Genomic DNA, 16,687 nt, shown 5'->3' on the forward strand with positions numbered 1-16,687 from the left:
ATTTACATGACGATTCCATTAATTATCGGTGGAGTTTTACTCGCAATTTTAATTCTACTCATTTTAGTATTTATTACGAAGTATCGTACGGTTGGTCCGGATGAAGCGTTAATTGTTACAGGGAACTGGCTTGGTGGAGGAAAGAATGTAGTTACCACTGATGATGGAAAGAAGATTAAGATTATTCGCGGGGGCGGTACTTTCGTAGTTCCAATTATGCAAAGAGCAGAGCCTTTAAGCTTATTAAACTATAAATTAGAAGTTGGTACACGTGATACGTATACGAAACAAGGTGTACCGATCACAGTAAACGGTGTTTCTATTATTAAAGTGGGATCAACAATTGAAGAAGTTTCCACAGCAGCTGAACAATATTTAGGAAAAGAAACAGAAGAGTTAAAAATAGAAGCAAAAGAAGTTTTAGAAGGGCATCTCCGTGCTATCTTATCTTCTATGACAGTAGAAGATGCGTATAGTAATAGAGAGCAATTTGCTCAAAAGGTACATGAAGTAGCTTCTACAGATTTAAAGAAGATGGGACTTCGCATTGTTTCTTTCACAATTAAAGAAATAATGGATAAAAACGGATACTTAGATGCGCTTGGTCAGCCCCAAATTGCGACAGTTAAGCGTGATGCAACAATTGCGAATGCAGAGCGTGAAAAAGAAGCACGTATTGAAAAAGCCCGTGCTGAAAAAGAGGCAAAAGAAGCAGAATATCAACGTGATGCACAAATCGCTGAAGCTGAAAAACATAAAGAATTAAAAGTACAGTCTTATAAGAGAGAACAAGAACAAGCGCGTGCAGATGCGGATCTTTCTTACGAATTACAACAAGCGAAAGCACAACAAGGTGTTACAGAAGAGCAAATGCGCGTTAAAATCATTGAGCGTGAAAAGCAAATTGAGTTAGAAGAAAAAGAAATTGCGCGTCGTGAAAAGCAATATGATGCAGAAGTTAAGAAAAAAGCCGATGCAGATCGCTATGCTGTTGAGCAATCAGCGGAAGCAGAAAAAGTAAAACAAATTAAAAAAGCCGATGCGGATCAATATAAGATTGAAGCAGAAGCGAGAGCACGTGCAGAAGAAGTACGTGTAGAAGGTTTAGCGAAGGCGGAAATTGAAAAAGCACAAGGTCAAGCGAAAGCGGAAGTACAAAAAGCGCAAGGTACAGCAGAGGCAGATGTTATTAGATTAAAAGGTTTAGCAGAAGCAGAAGCGAAACAAAAAATCGCAGAAGCATTTGAATTATATGGTCAAGCGGCAATTATGGATATGGTTCTTAAAATGCTTCCAAGTTATGCGAAGGAACTTGCAAGTCCGCTTAGTAATATTGATAAAATCACAGTTGTCGATACAGGCGGCGGTGGTAAAAATAGCGGGGCCGGAAAAGTTGCGGGTTATGCGACTGATTTAATGGCAACGATGCAAGAAACGTTAAAAGCTTCTTCTGGCATTGACTTAAAAGAGCTATTAGAAGGATTTGCAGGAAAAGGAGCGGTACAACAATTATCAAGCGATAAACCTGTTGTATCTGTAGTAGAAGATGAGAAAAAAGAAGTAGATAAAGAATAGTAAGGTGAAAAGAACCTCTAGTAAGTGAAATACTAGAGGTTCTCCTATGAATTATAATATTTCGAATAATATACATTTTTATACATTGTTTTAATTATTTAATTTATATAGAATGAAAAAGATATGTATCAATTCTTTAGATGTATAAAAAGATAGAGAGTCTCATTGATACATTTAAATCGTATTATTTTTATAGAAAGATTAAATGTTAATTAATTACATTTAAAACGGTATGGAGGGGTAGAAGTATGTTTCAAGGGAAATTAAGGAGTAGTAGTTTAAAAACAAAGTTACTTGTATCATTTATTATTATTTTAATTCTTCCAAGTATTGTAATTGGTTGGACGTCTTATCAACAGGCGAAGACGAATTTTAATGAAACAATTTTAAACTCGGCGAAAGATAATATAAAAATTTTGGATAATGTAATTAATAAGGAATTGGATAGTAAAAAAATAGATGCAACTTATTTTACGAAATTATTTACACAATCAAGTTACCAAGCAGATCAAATTCAAAACATACAAAATAAACTAGAAGAATACAATAAACTGCATCCAGAAATGGAAGCAATCTATACAGGATCTAGTAATGGACAGTTCATTCAATCACCAGCTATTCAGATGCCAGATGGATATAATCCTACAGAAAGAGATTGGTATAAAGAGGCAGTGAAGAAAAGCGGAGAAGTAATTGTAACTGCTCCATATAAGTCAAAAACGACAGGAAATATTGTTATTACACTAGCAAAACAAAACGAGGATAAAAGTGGAGTTCTTGGGATTGACTTAATCATTAATGATATCGTTACTACTTCTAAGATGGTTAATATCGGTAAGGAAGGATATGTAGCGATATTTGATCAAGATAAAAATGTAGTAGCGCACCCGAAAATGAAGCCAGGAGAGAAATTAGAAGAGAAACTTAGTAAAGAATTGTATAAACAGGAAGCTGGGGATTTTCATTATTCATTAGATGGTGAAGATCGCAATATCACTTTTAAAACGAATAAGAAAACTGGATGGAAAATAGCAGGAATTATGCCTTCCAAAGAAATTATCGAAGCGGCTGAACCTATTTTCTATAAAACAATAACTGTTCTTGGAATTTCACTAATAATCGGTGGGATTGTAATTTACTTCATAATTGCGTCTATTATTAAACCGTTAAAACAACTTGTCATATCATCGAAGAAGATTAGTGAAGGTGATTTAACAGAATCAATTACAGTTCATTCTAAAGATGAAATTGGACAGCTAGGAGAAAGTTTTAACGAGATGGCTGCATCGTTACAAAGTGTCATTTCTAATATAAACACTTCAGCAAGTCATGTAGCGGCATCTTCAGAAGAATTAACAGCTAGTATGAAGCAGACAAGCGAAGCAACGGAACAAATTACACAGGCTATAGAGCAAGTATCAAGTGGTGCAGAAATACAAACGAAAGAAGTTGAAGAAGGAGCAACATTGTTAGAAGAAGTTACAGAAGGAATTCAGCGTGTTGCAGATAGTTCTTCATTAGTATCTACAGCCTCTATGTATACGAAGAAAAAAGCTGAAAATGGTGGGAAGTTAGTTGAACAAACTGTGAATCAAATGCAATTAATTCATGAGTCTGTTTCACAGTCAGACAAAATCATTGGTTTGTTAGACGATAAGTCGAAACAAATTGGAGCAATCCTTGAAGTAATTCAACATATTGCAGAACAGACAAATTTATTAGCGTTAAATGCGGCAATTGAGGCTGCGAGAGCTGGAGAGCAAGGTAGAGGATTTGCAATTGTAGCAGATGAAGTGCGAAAGCTAGCGGAACAATCAGGACAGTCTTCTACGGAAATTGGGAAACTAGTGAAAGAGATTCAATTTGATATAAAAGAAACAGTAAGCTCTATGAATCAAGTTGGAGCAGAAGTACAATCAGGACTTGTAGTTGCAAATGAAACGAAGCAAAGCTTTGTCGAAATATTGAAGTCTACAAATGATACAGTTGTACAAATTGATAGCATGGTAGATGTAGCAAAACAAATGACGGTAGATGCAAAACAAGTAAGTGCATCTATTAATGAAATTGCAGCTACGATTGAAGAAAATGCCGCAAGTGTTCAAAATATTGCTGGTTCCTCTGAGGAACAATTAGCTTCAGTAGATGAAATAAATGCAGCAGCAGTCCATTTATCACAAATGGCAGAAGAATTACAAGAGATGATTGGTAAGTTTAAAATATAATAATAAACTGTTAAGAAACGAAGTAGTACTTATGCTTCGTTTCTTTTTTTATGAAGATAAAAAAGAAAGAAATATATAGTAACCGTGTTATGATAATAAAAAACTGTATTTTCTTTAAATTCTATCTTTAATCATGTTAGGGGAATGGTTTTGAAATTTAAAAAATTAAAACTCCAACCGAGAATTACATTAACTATTAGTACACTTATTTTAGTTGTACTTATGCTAACGAGTTATTTATTTTATTACATATTATCTGAAACGGTAGAAGAGCAAATTGGTAAACGGGCTTTGCATGTTGCGAAAACAGTTGCCGCGATACCAGAAATTCAGGAAGCTTTTCAAAAAGAAAATCCAGCTTCTATTATTCAGCCAATCGCAGAAAAAATTCGAATTGATACAGAGGCTGACTTTATTGTAGTTGGAAACAAAGAGGGGATTCGTTATGCGCATCCTGAGCGAGATAAAATAGGAGAAAAAATGGTTGGCGGAGATAATAAAGGCGTTTTATTAGAAGGGAAATCTTATGTTTCTAAAGCTAATGGATCATTAGGCCCTTCGTTGCGTGGGAAAGTCCCAGTCCGTAACCAGGAAAATGAAATTATTGGTGTGGTGTCTGTTGGGTTTTCAATGGCTGATATTCATGGAGCGGTAGAAGTGTATGGAAAGCGTGTATTTTGGATTACAATAATAGGTCTTTTAATTGGAATAATCGGCTCTATATATTTAGCGGCAAGTATAAAAAGAATGATGTTCGGGATGGAACCAGAAGAAATTTCATCTTTATATGAAGAGCATAGTACAGTGATTCAATCTGTACGTGAAGGGATTATTGTAATCGATAAAAATGGCATGATTAGTTTAGTCAATCAAGCAGCTTATGATATTCTTTCGCTAGATAAGCAACAAAATATTATTGGGGAATTTATTTTAAATGTAATTCCTAATTCAACGATACTAGATGTACTTCAAACTGGTGAAGAACAGTTTGATCGTCAATTAAATATAAAAGGACAGGCTGTTATTGCGAACCGTCTACCTATTAAAGTAAAGAATAAAGTAACTGGCGTTGTATCGAGCTTACGTTTGAAATCTGAAATGGATCAGTTAACAGCAGAATTATCTCAGACGAAGCAATATACAGAGGCATTACGAGCGCAAACGCACGAATATAACAATTTATTGTATACGCTTTCAGGTCTTATCCAATTAGAATCATACGAAGATGCTTTAGAGCTTATTCATAAGGAAACAGCGGTATATCAAGATTTTGTTCAATTTATTATGAAGCGGATTCAAAATCCATGGCTAGGTGGAATTTTAATTGGATTTTATAATAGAGCACGAGAGTTGAAGATTGATTTTATGCTAGATAGAGAAAGTGGTTTAGACAAATTAAGTCCACATATTGAGAGTAATTATGTCGTTTCTATTTTAGGGAATTTAATTACGAATGCATTTGAAGCAATTGAAAAAAATGAAGAGAATGATAAGAAAGTAAGGATGTTTGTAACTGATATTGGAGAAGAAATATTAATTGAAGTGGAAGATTCAGGGCAAGGGATTCATGATGAAATAATTACTAGCATATTCTATAAAGGCTTTTCGACGAAAGAAGGAGGAGAGCGAGGGTATGGATTAGCAAAAGTGAAAGAGTTAGTAGAAGATTTAAATGGAAGTATTGCGATTGAAAAAGGGGATTTAGGTGGTGCGTTATTTATTATTGCACTACCGAAAGAGAGAGGCGAATAGTAATGGGTGAGGAGATTGAAGTATTAATTGTAGAAGATGATATTCGGATTGCTGACATTCATCGTCGTTTTACTGAAAAAATTGAGGGATTTAAAGTAATTGGAACGGCAACGACTGGAGAACAAGCGAAAGAATGGCTAGAGCTTGTGAAGCCACAGCTCGTGTTATTAGATGTGTACTTACCTGATATGCAAGGAACGGAACTTGTCACATATATTAGGAATCATTTGCACGATACAGATATTATTATGATTACAGCGGCATCGGAAACAGATGTAGTGAGGCACGCCCTACGGGGCGGAGTAACAGATTATATCGTAAAGCCACTAATGTTTGATCGATTTAAAGCAAGTCTAGAAGGCTATCAAAAAAAGATTATACAGTTAAAGAAGAACAATCAATTATCTACGGAACAAATTGAATATTTATGGTCTCAAAGAGGCGTGAAGGGAGATCAAATAGAATATGCCCCGAAAGGGATAGATCCTTATACTTTAGCGAAAGTAAAAAAGCATATGTTAACAGTTAATGAAGAAGGGATTACAGCAGAAATGTTAAGCTCAATGATTGGAGTAAGCCGATCAACGGCAAGGCGCTATTTAGAGTATTTGATATCTGGGAAGAAAGTCCACGCAGAGCTAATATATGGAAGTGTTGGGAGACCGGAGAGACGGTATTTTCTTGCTTCTTCATAATAAAAAACAGTAGAGGATTTTATTTCTTCTACTGTTTTTTTGCATCTTATATTGGAATAATCCCAATTACAATTCCGGTAATTAACATAACCATTGTCGTTCCAACGGCCCACAATAAAGTGAAGCGTTGATGTTCACCGAAATCAACTTTGGCCATTCCGACCAATAAATAAGTGGAAGCGACAAGAGGACTTAATAAGTGAACGGGTTGCCCAAGTAAGGAAGCGCGTCCCATTTCAGCTGCACTAATTCCGTAAGTAGCAGCAGCTTTCGTCAAAATAGGTAATACCCCGAAGTAAAATGCATCATTAGACATGAAAAATGTGAATGGCATACTGAGAAGTGCTGTAATAATTGGTAGTTGTGGTCCAAGTGCATCTGGTATAAGAGTTACTACACTGTTAGCCATTGCATCTACCATTTTTGTTCCAGATAAAATACCAGTGAAAATACCGGCAGCAAATACGAGAGAAACAACTGCTAATACATTCCCTGCATGAGAAGCAATACGTTCTTTCTGTTGCTCTAAGTTTGGATAGTTAATCATAACAGCAATAGCAAAAGCGACTGTAAATAAAACAGGTAACGGCATAACTTCTAGTATGAGACAAACAAGTAATGCAGCGGTTAATAAAAAGTTAATCCATAGAAGTTTAGGGCGTTTATGCGCTGCAGCTTCAACAGTTGCAGCTTGCTCATCCATTGTTTGCATTTGTTTTAAATACTGTACATCCATAATTCCTAAACGTTTTCTTTCTTTTTTTCCAAGATAGTAGGCAACGAAAACAACCCAAATTGCACCAGCGATCATTCCTGGAATAAGAGGTGTAAATAATTCGGAAGCCTCAAGTCCAAGTGCGCTCATAACACGAGCTGTGGGTCCACCCCAAGGTGTAAGATTTGTTACCCCCGCCCCTAACATAACAACTCCAGCTAATATGAGGGGGTTCATTCCAAGGCGCTTATATAGTGGATACATTGCGGAAACTGTAATCATGTATGTTGTTGTACCATCACCATCTAGAGAAACGATAATAGTCAATATAGCCGTTCCGACAACGATTTTTAAAGGATCTCCTTTTACAAATTTTAAAATCTTACTAATGACAGGATCAAATAAACCGCTATCAATCATAATCCCAAAATATAAAATAGCGAACATAAGCATAATACCAGTAGGTGCTAATTTTTGAATCCCCTCTAACATCATAGGCCCCATATTGGCATAGAATCCGCCAATTACTGCAAAAACACTCGGAATTAATATTAAGGCTACTAGTGCTGACATACGTTTCGTCATAATTAAAAACATAAAGACAAATACCATCGCAAATCCAAGTAGTGCTAACATGTAATTTCCCCCTCAAAAGAATGATTGCGCTTTCAAAATAGAATAAAAATTCAGAAAAAGGTTTTTTATTTATAATAAAAGCAGCTATTCAAATGGTAAATAATTTGAAAAATAACATCATTAGAAGCATAATTTTTATTTTGTTCATTTTGTTCACGGTAGTTAATTTGAATTTTTAAAAAGTAAGCCACTCCTCGTAAGAATGGTAGAATAAGATGAAAATAGTGAAGTGTGAAATAGGGAGTAGATGTTATATGAAAACGAGAATAGAAGAGATTTATAGCTCTTATGAAGGAAAAGTAGAGGAGATTTTTATTAATGAATCTTCTTACGTATATGAATGGGAAAAATTACTGATGATCCGAAAAAATGACGGTGAGCTAAAAAAAATTGCAGTCGGGATTAGTGGAAATATAAGATTGGTAAATGTAGAAGTTGGACAGGAAATTAGTGCGGATACATTATTAGTTAAATTAGAAGATGATTTATTAATTACAGGTTGTGAGTGATGAGAGATGTGTAGAAATAACTACACATCTTTTTTTGTTTCCTATATTACAAAAAGCACATTGTTTTTTCACAAATCTCACACAACCTTTTGGTATTCTTTTCGTGGAGTATACGGTTTCTAGGGAGGAATATTGATGAAAGTAAAATATGTCGTACTTGCTATATGTTTATGTTTCGTATTTACAGTAGTCGGGTGTGGGAAAAAGGAAACAGCAGCTGTTGCCATTGATGAGAAACATGATAAATGTGATATTTGCCAAATTGGGGTAACAGATAATCAATTTGCAACAGAAATTATTTTAGAAAATGGAAAAGCGTTAAAGTTTGATGATATCGGTTGTATGTATAAATGGATGGAGATCAACTCAGATGAAAAGACGAAAGAGAAATTTGTCCGAGATTATGATTCGAAAGATTGGATTTCGTTAGAAGACGCTACTTACGTATATGATAAAACAATAACGACACCGATGGCTTATAATGTCATTTCATTTAAAAATAAAAAAGATGCAGAGAGCTTTGTATCTAACTATAAGGGGAAAGTTCTTTCGTATAAAGAGCTAGCAGAGCATAAATGGGAAATGAATAAAGAGATGATGGGGAAACCGAAAGCAGGAAATCATGGTGGACATCATTAATAGAAAAAGACAACTATGTAGTTGTCTTTTTCTATTATTACTCAGGTGCAAATATAGAAAAGGTGTAAAATTTTTAGCAGAACGGTTACAATGGAATATAGTAACCTAAAGCAATCATTTATGTACTTTTTAGAAATGTATACAAATGCGGTAAAAACGTGCTAAACTAATTGCTTCATAATGTTAATGATGGGGCCATCAGGCGTATCATTTCAATAGGTTGAGAAACATAGTATAAGCTTAAGATAATCCGATTAAAGAAGGAATCTAAAGGGCTTATGGATAAATGTACTCAAGAAGAGTTATTGTATGTGATGGAGGAATGGTTAAGAAAACATTATCTTTCATAGGAGCTGTAGTTGTGAGAAAACAAAAAATTTTATTATGTATTTTATTAGGACTTTTAATGACGGTAGTGGCTTGCGATAAGCAAGAAGAACCAGAATCGAAACCGGTTCATGTGAAAAATGAAAAGAAAAAAGAGAAGCATAAAGAACAGGAAGAATCTAAAGAAGAGAAAAGTATAAATTTAATGGACAAACAGTTGTTACTTTCAGCTACTCTTGGAGACACAGAGACAGCTATGAAGTTGATTCAGGATGGAGCGAATATAAACGTAGAAGGTGACAACGGAGAAACGCCTGTCCTTGCAGCGACGTACCAAAATCATGTAGAGACAGTTAAAGCATTAATTGGTGCAGGTGCTAATATTGAAATTAAAGATGAGAAAAAAAGTAATCCACTTCTTTATGCAAGTAGAGAAGGATATACGGATATTGTAAAAGTATTAATTAATGCAGGAGTTAATACGAAAGAAACGACTAGGTCAGGTGGGACAGCACTTATTTCTGCATCTGAACGTGGCCATGTAGAGGTTGTTAAAGAATTATTAGAGCATACAGATATTGATGTGAATTATAAAAATGAACGTGGTGGAACAGCGCTATTAGAAGCAATTGTATTAGGAAATGGTAGTGAAAACCATAAGAAAGTAATTCAATTGCTTATTGATCACGGTGCAGATGTAAACATGGCTAACAAGGAACATCTGACGCCACTGCAATACGCTGAAAAAAGAGGTTTTAAAGATATTGTAAATATGTTGAGGGTAGCTGGAGCGAATGAAGTAGTACAGCCACAACAACCAGTAGAGTAAAAAACGAAAAATAATCCCATTTAGATAGACAGAATGAAGAAATCAGTTAGTATGATGGATTCAGTAATGTGTATTTGAATGGGATTTTTATTTTGAACATGAAAAATAGATTATGAATGGATGGTATATGGAGTAAATAAGGAGGCAACCTTATTTGGCAATTGTAAAAAATGAAAAAGTAGTTTCTGTTTGTTTCAGTGCCAGAAGTACGCCCGTAGCTGCTGAGGCAAGTGTGGAAACTTTAGCGGAGTTTCAAGGGAACGGATATGGTACTGATGTTGTTACAGCCTGGGCCATATCAATACAAGAGAAAAGGCGCATTCCACTTTATAGCACCGCTTGGGATAACTTTAGTTTGCAAGCAGTGGCAAGCAAACTAAAAATCATTAACTATGGAATGAATTTACATATTGATTGAATTTTAAGTATTGTTTCGTTCTATTTATTTATATTTTAATATCTAGATTAATGTAAAAAATGATGTGGTGAATATTAACATTCGATTAACACCTAATTAACAATCTATCAAAACTGACTTAATAAATGCGTAATATAGTAAAAGTAACAAAATAACTAGGGTAGAGAATATTTGAGAACACCCACTTACATATAATGTGCCACTTTCTTAGGTGTGCTCTATTCCCTAGAGTTCAAATAAGGAGAAAGGCGTTCTATGTAAGTAGGTGTTTTTAGTTTGGATAAAAATAGAACAGTTAGGTGGAATGAATGTTTAAAGAACCTTATATTGCGATGATAAAGGATTGGGAAGGATACAAAGCATACAAAAAATTGCCGAAAACAGTTTTTCTTATGACTGGTTCAATGCTGGAATTACCAGAGCGTGTATATGAATTGCAGAAACATGGACATGATGTATTTCTTCATTGTGATTTTATACAAGGTTTAAATACGAATACAGAGGAAGCACTTTTGTATATTCAAGATGTTATCGGGGCACAAGGTATTATTTCAACAAAGGGTTCGACAATTCGAAATGCTAATAAAATTGGATTGAAAACAATTCAACGTATTTTTATTGTAGATACTTTATCTCTTACTAAATCAATTGAAAATTGTAAAACGACTAAACCAAATGCAGTAGAGATTATGCCGGGGATTATGCCTTCTATAATTAAACAGCTAGTAGAGGAAATAGAGTTTCCTATTATTGCAGGCGGGTTGATTCAAACGCGAGAAGATGCGGAAATTGCAATTCGTGCAGGAGCAAGTGCGATTTCAACAAGTCATTATGAAGTATGGATACATGAAGAAAAAAGGAGTGCAACTTTGTGATTGAATTGAAAAATGTTTCAAAGGTATATAAAAATGCAGAAGAGACAGCGGTTAAAGGCGTATCGGTTCATATTAAGAAGGGCGAATTTTTTGTTTTAGTTGGGCCTTCGGGATGCGGGAAAAGCACATTATTACGAATGATCGCTGGCTTAGAAGAGATTTCTTCGGGAGATTTAATTATTAATGAACGTGTTGCAAATGATCTAGAGCCGAAAGACCGTAATCTATCAATGGTATTTCAAAATTATGCATTATATCCACACTTATCTGTAGAAGAAAATATTTTATTTGGACTTAAGGTAAGAAAAGTACAAAAAGAAGAGCGACAAAAGCGACTAATGGAAGCTATTGAAATGGTAGGACTGAAAGAGTATGTGAAAATGAAACCAGGTCAATTATCAGGCGGACAAAGACAGCGTGTTGCGCTTGCTAGGGCGATCGTGAGTCAAGCACCAATCTGTTTAATGGATGAACCACTTTCGAATTTAGATGCGAAATTACGTGCGCAAATGAGAATTGAAATTAGAGAAATTCAGCAGCGATTAGGAATTACGATGATTTACGTTACCCACGATCAAATAGAAGCGATGACTATGGGAGATCGTATCATGGTTTTAAATAAAGGAAGTATACAGCAAGTTGGAACACCACTTGACATATATAACGAACCAGCAAACGAATTTGTTGCAAGCTTTATAGGTTCTCCTTCTATGAATATAAATGATGGAGAAGTGGATAAAGAAAAAGGTGTATTACATATAGGGAAATTGCAAATTCCATTATCTATTAGACAGTTAAAGCAATTACCAGAAGGAACAATTCGCATAGGCATGCGCCCTGAGCATATTGCACTGTCTGAGGAGGGACAAGAAGTGACGTTGCAATCTGTAGAAGTATTAGGGAATGAATCTATATTGAACTTTGCGGTAAATGGAACAACTTGGAGTGCGAAAGTTATCGGACAGTTACTCCTGAACAAAGGTGACAAAGTAAAATTATTATTCTCGCAAGAAAAGTTATGCTTCTTTAACGAAAACACGAATGAACGCTTAAAAGTGGTAGCTGAAGAAGAGTTGAAAGTGGTGGCGAAATAATGATCGAAGTAAGTAAGTTACCAGTTCAAACAAAGGTGTCAAAAAAGAAAAAATTATGGGAGAGAACGAAAGATTTAAGAATAGGATTATTGTTTTTGGCGCCATCTATTTTGCTATTTTCGATTTTTCTGTTCTATCCATTGTTTAGGACGATTTATTATAGTTTTTATTTAACCGATATACATGGAGAAGCTAATCTCTTCGTTGGCTTAGAAAATTATCAATATTTATTCTCTGATCCAGCCTTCTACAAAAGTATAAAATCAACTTTATTATTTGTTTTATATACAGTTCCTACGAGTATTATATTTGCTTTGTTTCTTGCATTGATTGCAAATGGAAAGGTAAGAGGTATTGGGTTATTCCGAGTTCTGTTTTCTTCGACGATGGGAATATCAGTAGCTGCTAGTGCAGTGATTTGGCTATTTTTATTTCATCCAAGTGTAGGATTATTTAATAATATATTAGCCTCTATGAACCTTCCTGCAATCGCATGGTTAACGAGTCCGGACTGGGCACTATTCTCTGTATCAGTTACAACAGTTTGGGTGAATACAGGTTTTGCATTTTTAGTTATATTAGGTGGTTTACAAAATATTGATACGTCTTTATATGAGAGTGCATCTATAGATGGTGCTAGTTATTTATATAAGCTTCGCCGTGTTACATTACCGATGCTATCGCCAACTTTATTCTTTATTGTAACAGTAACATTAATTAGTGCGTTCCAAAGCTTTGGACAAATTGATATTTTAACGCACGGTGGACCAAATGATGCAACGAATTTAATTGTGTACTCGATTTACAAAGAGGCGTTTGTGAATCATCAATTTGGAACAGCAAGTGCACAAGCGATGGTATTATTTGTTTTCATTTTCATTGCTACATTACTTCAATTTAAGTTTGCTGAGAGAAAGGTGCATTATAAATGATTGTTAAACAGTGGAAGCAAAATTTCCTATTATACATGCTGCTCATAATTAGTGCAGTAATGGTATTTTTCCCTGTACTGTATGCGTTTTTAATAAGCTTTATGACACCAGACGATATTCAAATGAGAAGGTTATTTCCAACTCAATTTACTTTTGATAATTTCATTAATATTTTTCAAAAAGTACCACTTTTTACATACTTATATAACAGTTTAATTGTATCGACAGTCGTTATGATTGGACAACTTATCGTATCAAGCTTAGCGGCGTATGCTTTTGTTTTTCTTCAATTTAAAGGGAGAAACTTAATTTTCTTCCTGTTTATTTCAACGATGCTTATTCCGTGGGAAGCAACGATGGTACCTAACTTTTTAACGATTCAAAACTTTGGCTGGATCAATAGTTTCGCTGGGATGACAGTGCCGTTTTTTGCAACAGCTTTCGGTATTTTCTTGTTACGCCAACATTTTATGACACTCCCGAATGAACTGAAAGAAGCTGCTTTTATTGAAGGGATTGGAAATATAAGATTTTTATTCAGCGTTGTAATACCGTATTGTAAAACGAGTTTTATTACGCTTGGAGTATATAGCTTTTTAACAACATGGAATATGTATTTATGGCCACTTTTAGTGACCACTGATGAAAAAGTAAGAACAGTGCAAATCGGTGTAAAGCAGCTTCAGTCTCAAGAAGTTGCAACTGATTGGGGAAGTGTAATGGCCGGTGTTACGGTTATCGTTATTCCAACATTGATTTTACTATTTTTAGGACAAAAACAATTACAACAAGGATTAACAAAAGGTGCAATTAAATAACTAAGAGAAGGTGAGCTTAAAATGAGTTTAGTAAAAAAAGGTGCTGCTCTATTAATGGCAGCAACAATGGCATTATCTAGTGCCGCTTGTTCAAATAGTAAAACAGAGGGAAAACCTGAAGCGCAGGCAAAAGTAGCACCAGTTGAAAAAAATGGTGATAAAACTGTAATTCGCTTCTGGCATGCGATGGGTGGAAAAACACAAGGTGTACTAGATGGTCTTGTTGCAGACTATAATAAGTCACAAAATAAATACGAGATAAAGGCAGAGTTCCAAGGGACATATGAAGAGTCTTTAACAAAATTTAGAACGATGTCTGCAACGAAAGAAGCGCCAGCTCTTGTTCAATCGAGTGAAATTACAACGAAATATATGATTGATAGCAAAAAAATCACACCAATTGATAGCTGGATAAAAAAAGATAAGTACGATACGTCAAAATTAGAAAAAGCAATTACAAATTATTATTCAGTTGATGGAAAAATGTATTCTATGCCATTTAATTCATCTACACCAGTATTAATTTATAATAAAGATGCTTTTGCAAAGGCGGGCTTAGATCCAGAGAAAGCTCCGAAAACATATGCGGAATTACAAGAAGCAGCGAAAAAGTTAACGATTAAAGAAGGTGGAAATGTAAAACAATATGGATTCTCCATGCTTAACTATGGTTGGTTCTTTGAAGAATTGTTAGCGACACAAGGTGCTTTATATGTAGATAACGAAAACGGCCGTAAAGATGCTGCAAAGAAGGCGGTATTTAACGGTAAAGAAGGACAGAAAGTATTTGGAATGTTAGATGATTTAAATAAAGCTGGCGCACTTGGAAAGTATGGAGCAAGTTGGGATGATATTCGTGCCGCGTTCCAGTCTGGACAAGTTGCTATGTATTTAGATTCTTCAGCAGGTGTTCGTGATTTAATTGATGCATCTAAGTTTAATGTAGGTGTTTCATATATTCCGTATCCAGAGGATTCGAAACAAAATGGTGTTGTTATTGGTGGAGCATCATTATGGATGACGAATATGGTTTCAGAAGAAACGCAACAAGGTGCTTGGGACTTTATGAAATATTTAACGAAGCCAGACGTACAAGCAAAATGGCATACTGCAACAGGTTATTTCTCAATTAATCCAGATGCATATAATGAGCCATTAGTAAAAGAGCAATATGAAAAATATCCGCAGTTGAAAGTAACAGTAGATCAACTGCAAGCGACGAAGCAAACTCCGGCAACACAAGGTGCTTTAATTAGTGTATTCCCAGAATCAAGAGATGCAGTTGTAAAAGCATTAGAAGCAATGTATGACGGGAAGAATAGTAAAGAAGCGTTAGATGAAGCTGCCAAAGCAACAGATAGAGCAATTAGCATTTCAGCTCGTACGAGTCAAAAATAAGAGAAAGCCGTATCCTTAAAAGGGATACGGCTTTCTCTATAGGGAGATAAGGGATCAAAGAAATGATGAAGTCTTATCTCTTTTATATGAGTAAAGGGTCTAGAGTGAATGTTGTCCTTTTCATTATTTATTTAACTCCATTGCGACTTGTTTACCATTTACGAAAACCTCTACTACCGCTACTACAACTTCCATTACTTTTTTCATCTCTCATCTCTCCTTATTTTTTGTTTCATTTCTTACTCTCAGTATAAGGAAATACAGTAATTACAACTATCGAATTGGATGACAAGAGACTTACATTGTTGTAAGGATAATAGTTTAGTTTGTAATAAAGTGAAACTGTAATCAGTGGGGGGCTTACTGCCCGTTAATGCGGGATTTCAATTCTGAACTTTCTGTCGTTTTGAACTATAATTAGAAAGAGGGGGATAATATGAAAAGAATTCTTGTTATTAGTGATATTCATGGAGAGATAGAAAAGTTCGAACAGTTATTGGAAGAAGCTCAATATGATGCGAAACAGGATCAATTAATCTTACTGGGAGATTATGTAGATCGTGGTCCAAATGCGCGTGCTGTAATTGAAAAGGTAAGAGAATTGAAAGAAGAGGGAGCACTCATTTTAAAAGGAAATCATGAAGATATGATGATTAAGGCGTTAACGACAAATGAGGAACGTTCATGGAACCATTGGGTAAAAAGAAATGGTGGAGATAAGACATTATATAGCTATGGATTTGTAGAAGAGGATATTGCGGTTAATGAGAAAGACTTCCAAAAACCGATGTTACAATCTCGTGTATTAGAGGAACATATAAAGTTTATTCAAGAATTAGATCATTACATTGAAACAGAAGAGTATATATTTGTACATGCTGGGGTTGAACCGATGAAACGAGTTTCTGAATCTGAACCATATACGTTAATGTGGATCCGTAATGAATTTCATAATGGATATAGTGGTGAAAAGGTTGTTGTATTTGGGCATACGGAAACAAAAACGCTTCATGGTAGTGAGGATTGCGGAGTGTATTTTGGGAGTAATCGTATTATTGGAATTGATGGCGGGGCTGTGTATGGTGGTCAGCTAAATTGTTTGGAGTTGCCGAGTAAAAAGGTATATGTAATAAAAAATTGAAAGAGATAAGAGGAATCTTATTTCTTTCAATTTTTTATTAAGCTAAATTTAAGACAAAGTTTTTATAATAAAACTTCAAAATTTTAGAAGGAAATAGTTAAAAATGAAA

The 16,687-nt window shown here is 34.9% G+C and carries 14 protein-coding genes and 2 pseudogenes; 15 read left to right on the forward strand and 1 reads right to left on the reverse strand.

Annotated elements, in window-relative coordinates; genetic code table 11:
* Nucleotides 1–6 precede the first annotated feature (6 nt).
* The 5 genes and pseudogenes from MHH27_RS03230 to MHH27_RS03245 all read left to right on the forward strand — a co-directional run bounded on the left by MHH27_RS03230 (nt 7) and on the right by MHH27_RS03245 (nt 6,247).
* Nucleotides 7–1,575 carry a flotillin family protein gene (locus MHH27_RS03230; protein WP_000154998.1) on the forward strand — a complete coding sequence of 523 codons (1,569 nt, stop codon included), beginning with the start codon at nt 7–9 and terminating at the stop codon, nt 1,573–1,575.
* 248 nt (nt 1,576–1,823) lie between these two features.
* A pseudogene (locus MHH27_RS31955) lies at nt 1,824–2,858 on the forward strand (HAMP domain-containing protein); the annotation flags it as partial.
* Between the two features lie 81 nt (nt 2,859–2,939).
* Nucleotides 2,940–3,800, forward strand: a complete 861-nt coding sequence (locus MHH27_RS31960; protein ID WP_369812832.1) for a methyl-accepting chemotaxis protein — start codon at nt 2,940–2,942, stop codon at nt 3,798–3,800.
* Between the two features lie 144 nt (nt 3,801–3,944).
* Entirely contained in the window at nt 3,945–5,552 is a 1,608-nt protein-coding gene (locus MHH27_RS03240; RefSeq protein ID WP_003269387.1) for an ATP-binding protein, read from the forward strand.
* A gap of 2 nt (nt 5,553–5,554) precedes the next feature.
* Complete coding sequence (locus tag MHH27_RS03245; protein WP_000503468.1) at nt 5,555–6,247, forward strand: response regulator; 693 nt, start codon at nt 5,555–5,557, stop codon at nt 6,245–6,247.
* Between the two features lie 46 nt (nt 6,248–6,293).
* Here the strand turns inward: MHH27_RS03245 and MHH27_RS03250 are convergent, their stop codons facing one another.
* Entirely contained in the window at nt 6,294–7,598 is a 1,305-nt protein-coding gene (locus MHH27_RS03250; RefSeq protein ID WP_053565293.1) for a CitMHS family transporter, read from the reverse strand.
* A 254-nt stretch (nt 7,599–7,852) separates the two neighbouring features.
* Between MHH27_RS03250 and MHH27_RS03255 the strand changes: the two genes are divergently transcribed.
* The 10 genes and pseudogenes from MHH27_RS03255 (at nt 7,853) to MHH27_RS03300 (ending at nt 16,578) form a co-directional block, all read left to right on the forward strand.
* Nucleotides 7,853–8,107 (forward strand): hypothetical protein, encoded by a 255-nt coding sequence (locus MHH27_RS03255; protein ID WP_000857376.1) that lies wholly within the window; start codon nt 7,853–7,855, stop codon nt 8,105–8,107.
* 135 nt (nt 8,108–8,242) lie between these two features.
* Nucleotides 8,243–8,746 (forward strand): nitrous oxide reductase accessory protein NosL, encoded by a 504-nt coding sequence (locus tag MHH27_RS03260; protein WP_000865665.1) that lies wholly within the window; start codon nt 8,243–8,245, stop codon nt 8,744–8,746.
* A 286-nt stretch (nt 8,747–9,032) separates the two neighbouring features.
* On the forward strand, nt 9,033–9,902 hold the full coding sequence (locus MHH27_RS03265) for an ankyrin repeat domain-containing protein (RefSeq protein WP_000287336.1): 870 nt from the start codon (nt 9,033–9,035) through the stop codon (nt 9,900–9,902).
* A gap of 142 nt (nt 9,903–10,044) precedes the next feature.
* Nucleotides 10,045–10,320, forward strand: a pseudogene (locus tag MHH27_RS03270) (GNAT family N-acetyltransferase); the annotation flags it as partial.
* 308 nt (nt 10,321–10,628) lie between these two features.
* On the forward strand, nt 10,629–11,195 hold the full coding sequence (locus MHH27_RS03275; protein WP_090978368.1) for a glycerol-3-phosphate responsive antiterminator: 567 nt from the start codon (nt 10,629–10,631) through the stop codon (nt 11,193–11,195).
* Nucleotides 11,192–12,289: an ABC transporter ATP-binding protein gene (locus tag MHH27_RS03280; protein ID WP_000571384.1), complete on the forward strand. Its 1,098-nt coding sequence runs from the start codon at nt 11,192–11,194 to the stop codon at nt 12,287–12,289. Before MHH27_RS03275 ends, MHH27_RS03280 begins: the two co-directional genes overlap by 4 nt.
* Nucleotides 12,289–13,221 (forward strand): carbohydrate ABC transporter permease, encoded by a 933-nt coding sequence (locus MHH27_RS03285; RefSeq protein ID WP_000573796.1) that lies wholly within the window; start codon nt 12,289–12,291, stop codon nt 13,219–13,221. The genes MHH27_RS03280 and MHH27_RS03285 overlap by 1 nt, the downstream gene beginning before the upstream one ends.
* Nucleotides 13,218–14,039, forward strand: a complete 822-nt coding sequence (locus MHH27_RS03290) for a carbohydrate ABC transporter permease (RefSeq protein WP_000635946.1) — start codon at nt 13,218–13,220, stop codon at nt 14,037–14,039. Before MHH27_RS03285 ends, MHH27_RS03290 begins: the two co-directional genes overlap by 4 nt.
* Before the next feature lie 21 nt (nt 14,040–14,060).
* Complete coding sequence (locus MHH27_RS03295) at nt 14,061–15,437, forward strand: ABC transporter substrate-binding protein (RefSeq protein ID WP_000060580.1); 1,377 nt, start codon at nt 14,061–14,063, stop codon at nt 15,435–15,437.
* Nucleotides 15,438–15,873: 436 nt separating this feature from the next.
* Nucleotides 15,874–16,578, forward strand: coding sequence for a metallophosphoesterase family protein (locus tag MHH27_RS03300; protein WP_000821970.1), 705 nt, complete (start codon nt 15,874–15,876; stop codon nt 16,576–16,578).
* Nucleotides 16,579–16,687 lie beyond the last annotated feature (109 nt).

The organism is Bacillus sp. FSL L8-0152, from assembly GCF_038006365.1.
Taxonomy (GTDB): domain Bacteria; phylum Bacillota; class Bacilli; order Bacillales; family Bacillaceae_G; genus Bacillus_A; species Bacillus_A cereus.

Excerpts from the sequence above, each read along its gene's own strand:
- MHH27_RS03295 (WP_000060580.1), top strand. The coding sequence starts at position 14,061 with ATGAGTTTAGTAAAAAAAGGTGCTGCTCTATTAATGGCAGCAACAATG.
- MHH27_RS03240 (WP_003269387.1), top strand. The coding sequence starts at position 3,945 with ATGGTTTTGAAATTTAAAAAATTAAAACTCCAACCGAGAATTACATTA.
- MHH27_RS03250 (WP_053565293.1), bottom strand. The coding sequence starts at position 7,598 with ATGTTAGCACTACTTGGATTTGCGATGGTATTTGTCTTTATGTTTTTA.
- MHH27_RS03285 (WP_000573796.1), top strand. The coding sequence starts at position 12,289 with ATGATCGAAGTAAGTAAGTTACCAGTTCAAACAAAGGTGTCAAAAAAG.
- MHH27_RS03260 (WP_000865665.1), top strand. The coding sequence starts at position 8,243 with ATGAAAGTAAAATATGTCGTACTTGCTATATGTTTATGTTTCGTATTT.
- MHH27_RS03275 (WP_090978368.1), top strand. The coding sequence starts at position 10,629 with ATGTTTAAAGAACCTTATATTGCGATGATAAAGGATTGGGAAGGATAC.
- MHH27_RS03255 (WP_000857376.1), top strand. The coding sequence starts at position 7,853 with ATGAAAACGAGAATAGAAGAGATTTATAGCTCTTATGAAGGAAAAGTA.
- MHH27_RS03265 (WP_000287336.1), top strand. The coding sequence starts at position 9,033 with ATGTACTCAAGAAGAGTTATTGTATGTGATGGAGGAATGGTTAAGAAA.
- MHH27_RS03230 (WP_000154998.1), top strand. The coding sequence starts at position 7 with ATGACGATTCCATTAATTATCGGTGGAGTTTTACTCGCAATTTTAATT.
- MHH27_RS03245 (WP_000503468.1), top strand. The coding sequence starts at position 5,555 with ATGGGTGAGGAGATTGAAGTATTAATTGTAGAAGATGATATTCGGATT.
- MHH27_RS03300 (WP_000821970.1), top strand. The coding sequence starts at position 15,874 with ATGAAAAGAATTCTTGTTATTAGTGATATTCATGGAGAGATAGAAAAG.
- MHH27_RS03290 (WP_000635946.1), top strand. The coding sequence starts at position 13,218 with ATGATTGTTAAACAGTGGAAGCAAAATTTCCTATTATACATGCTGCTC.
- MHH27_RS31960 (WP_369812832.1), top strand. The coding sequence starts at position 2,940 with ATGAAGCAGACAAGCGAAGCAACGGAACAAATTACACAGGCTATAGAG.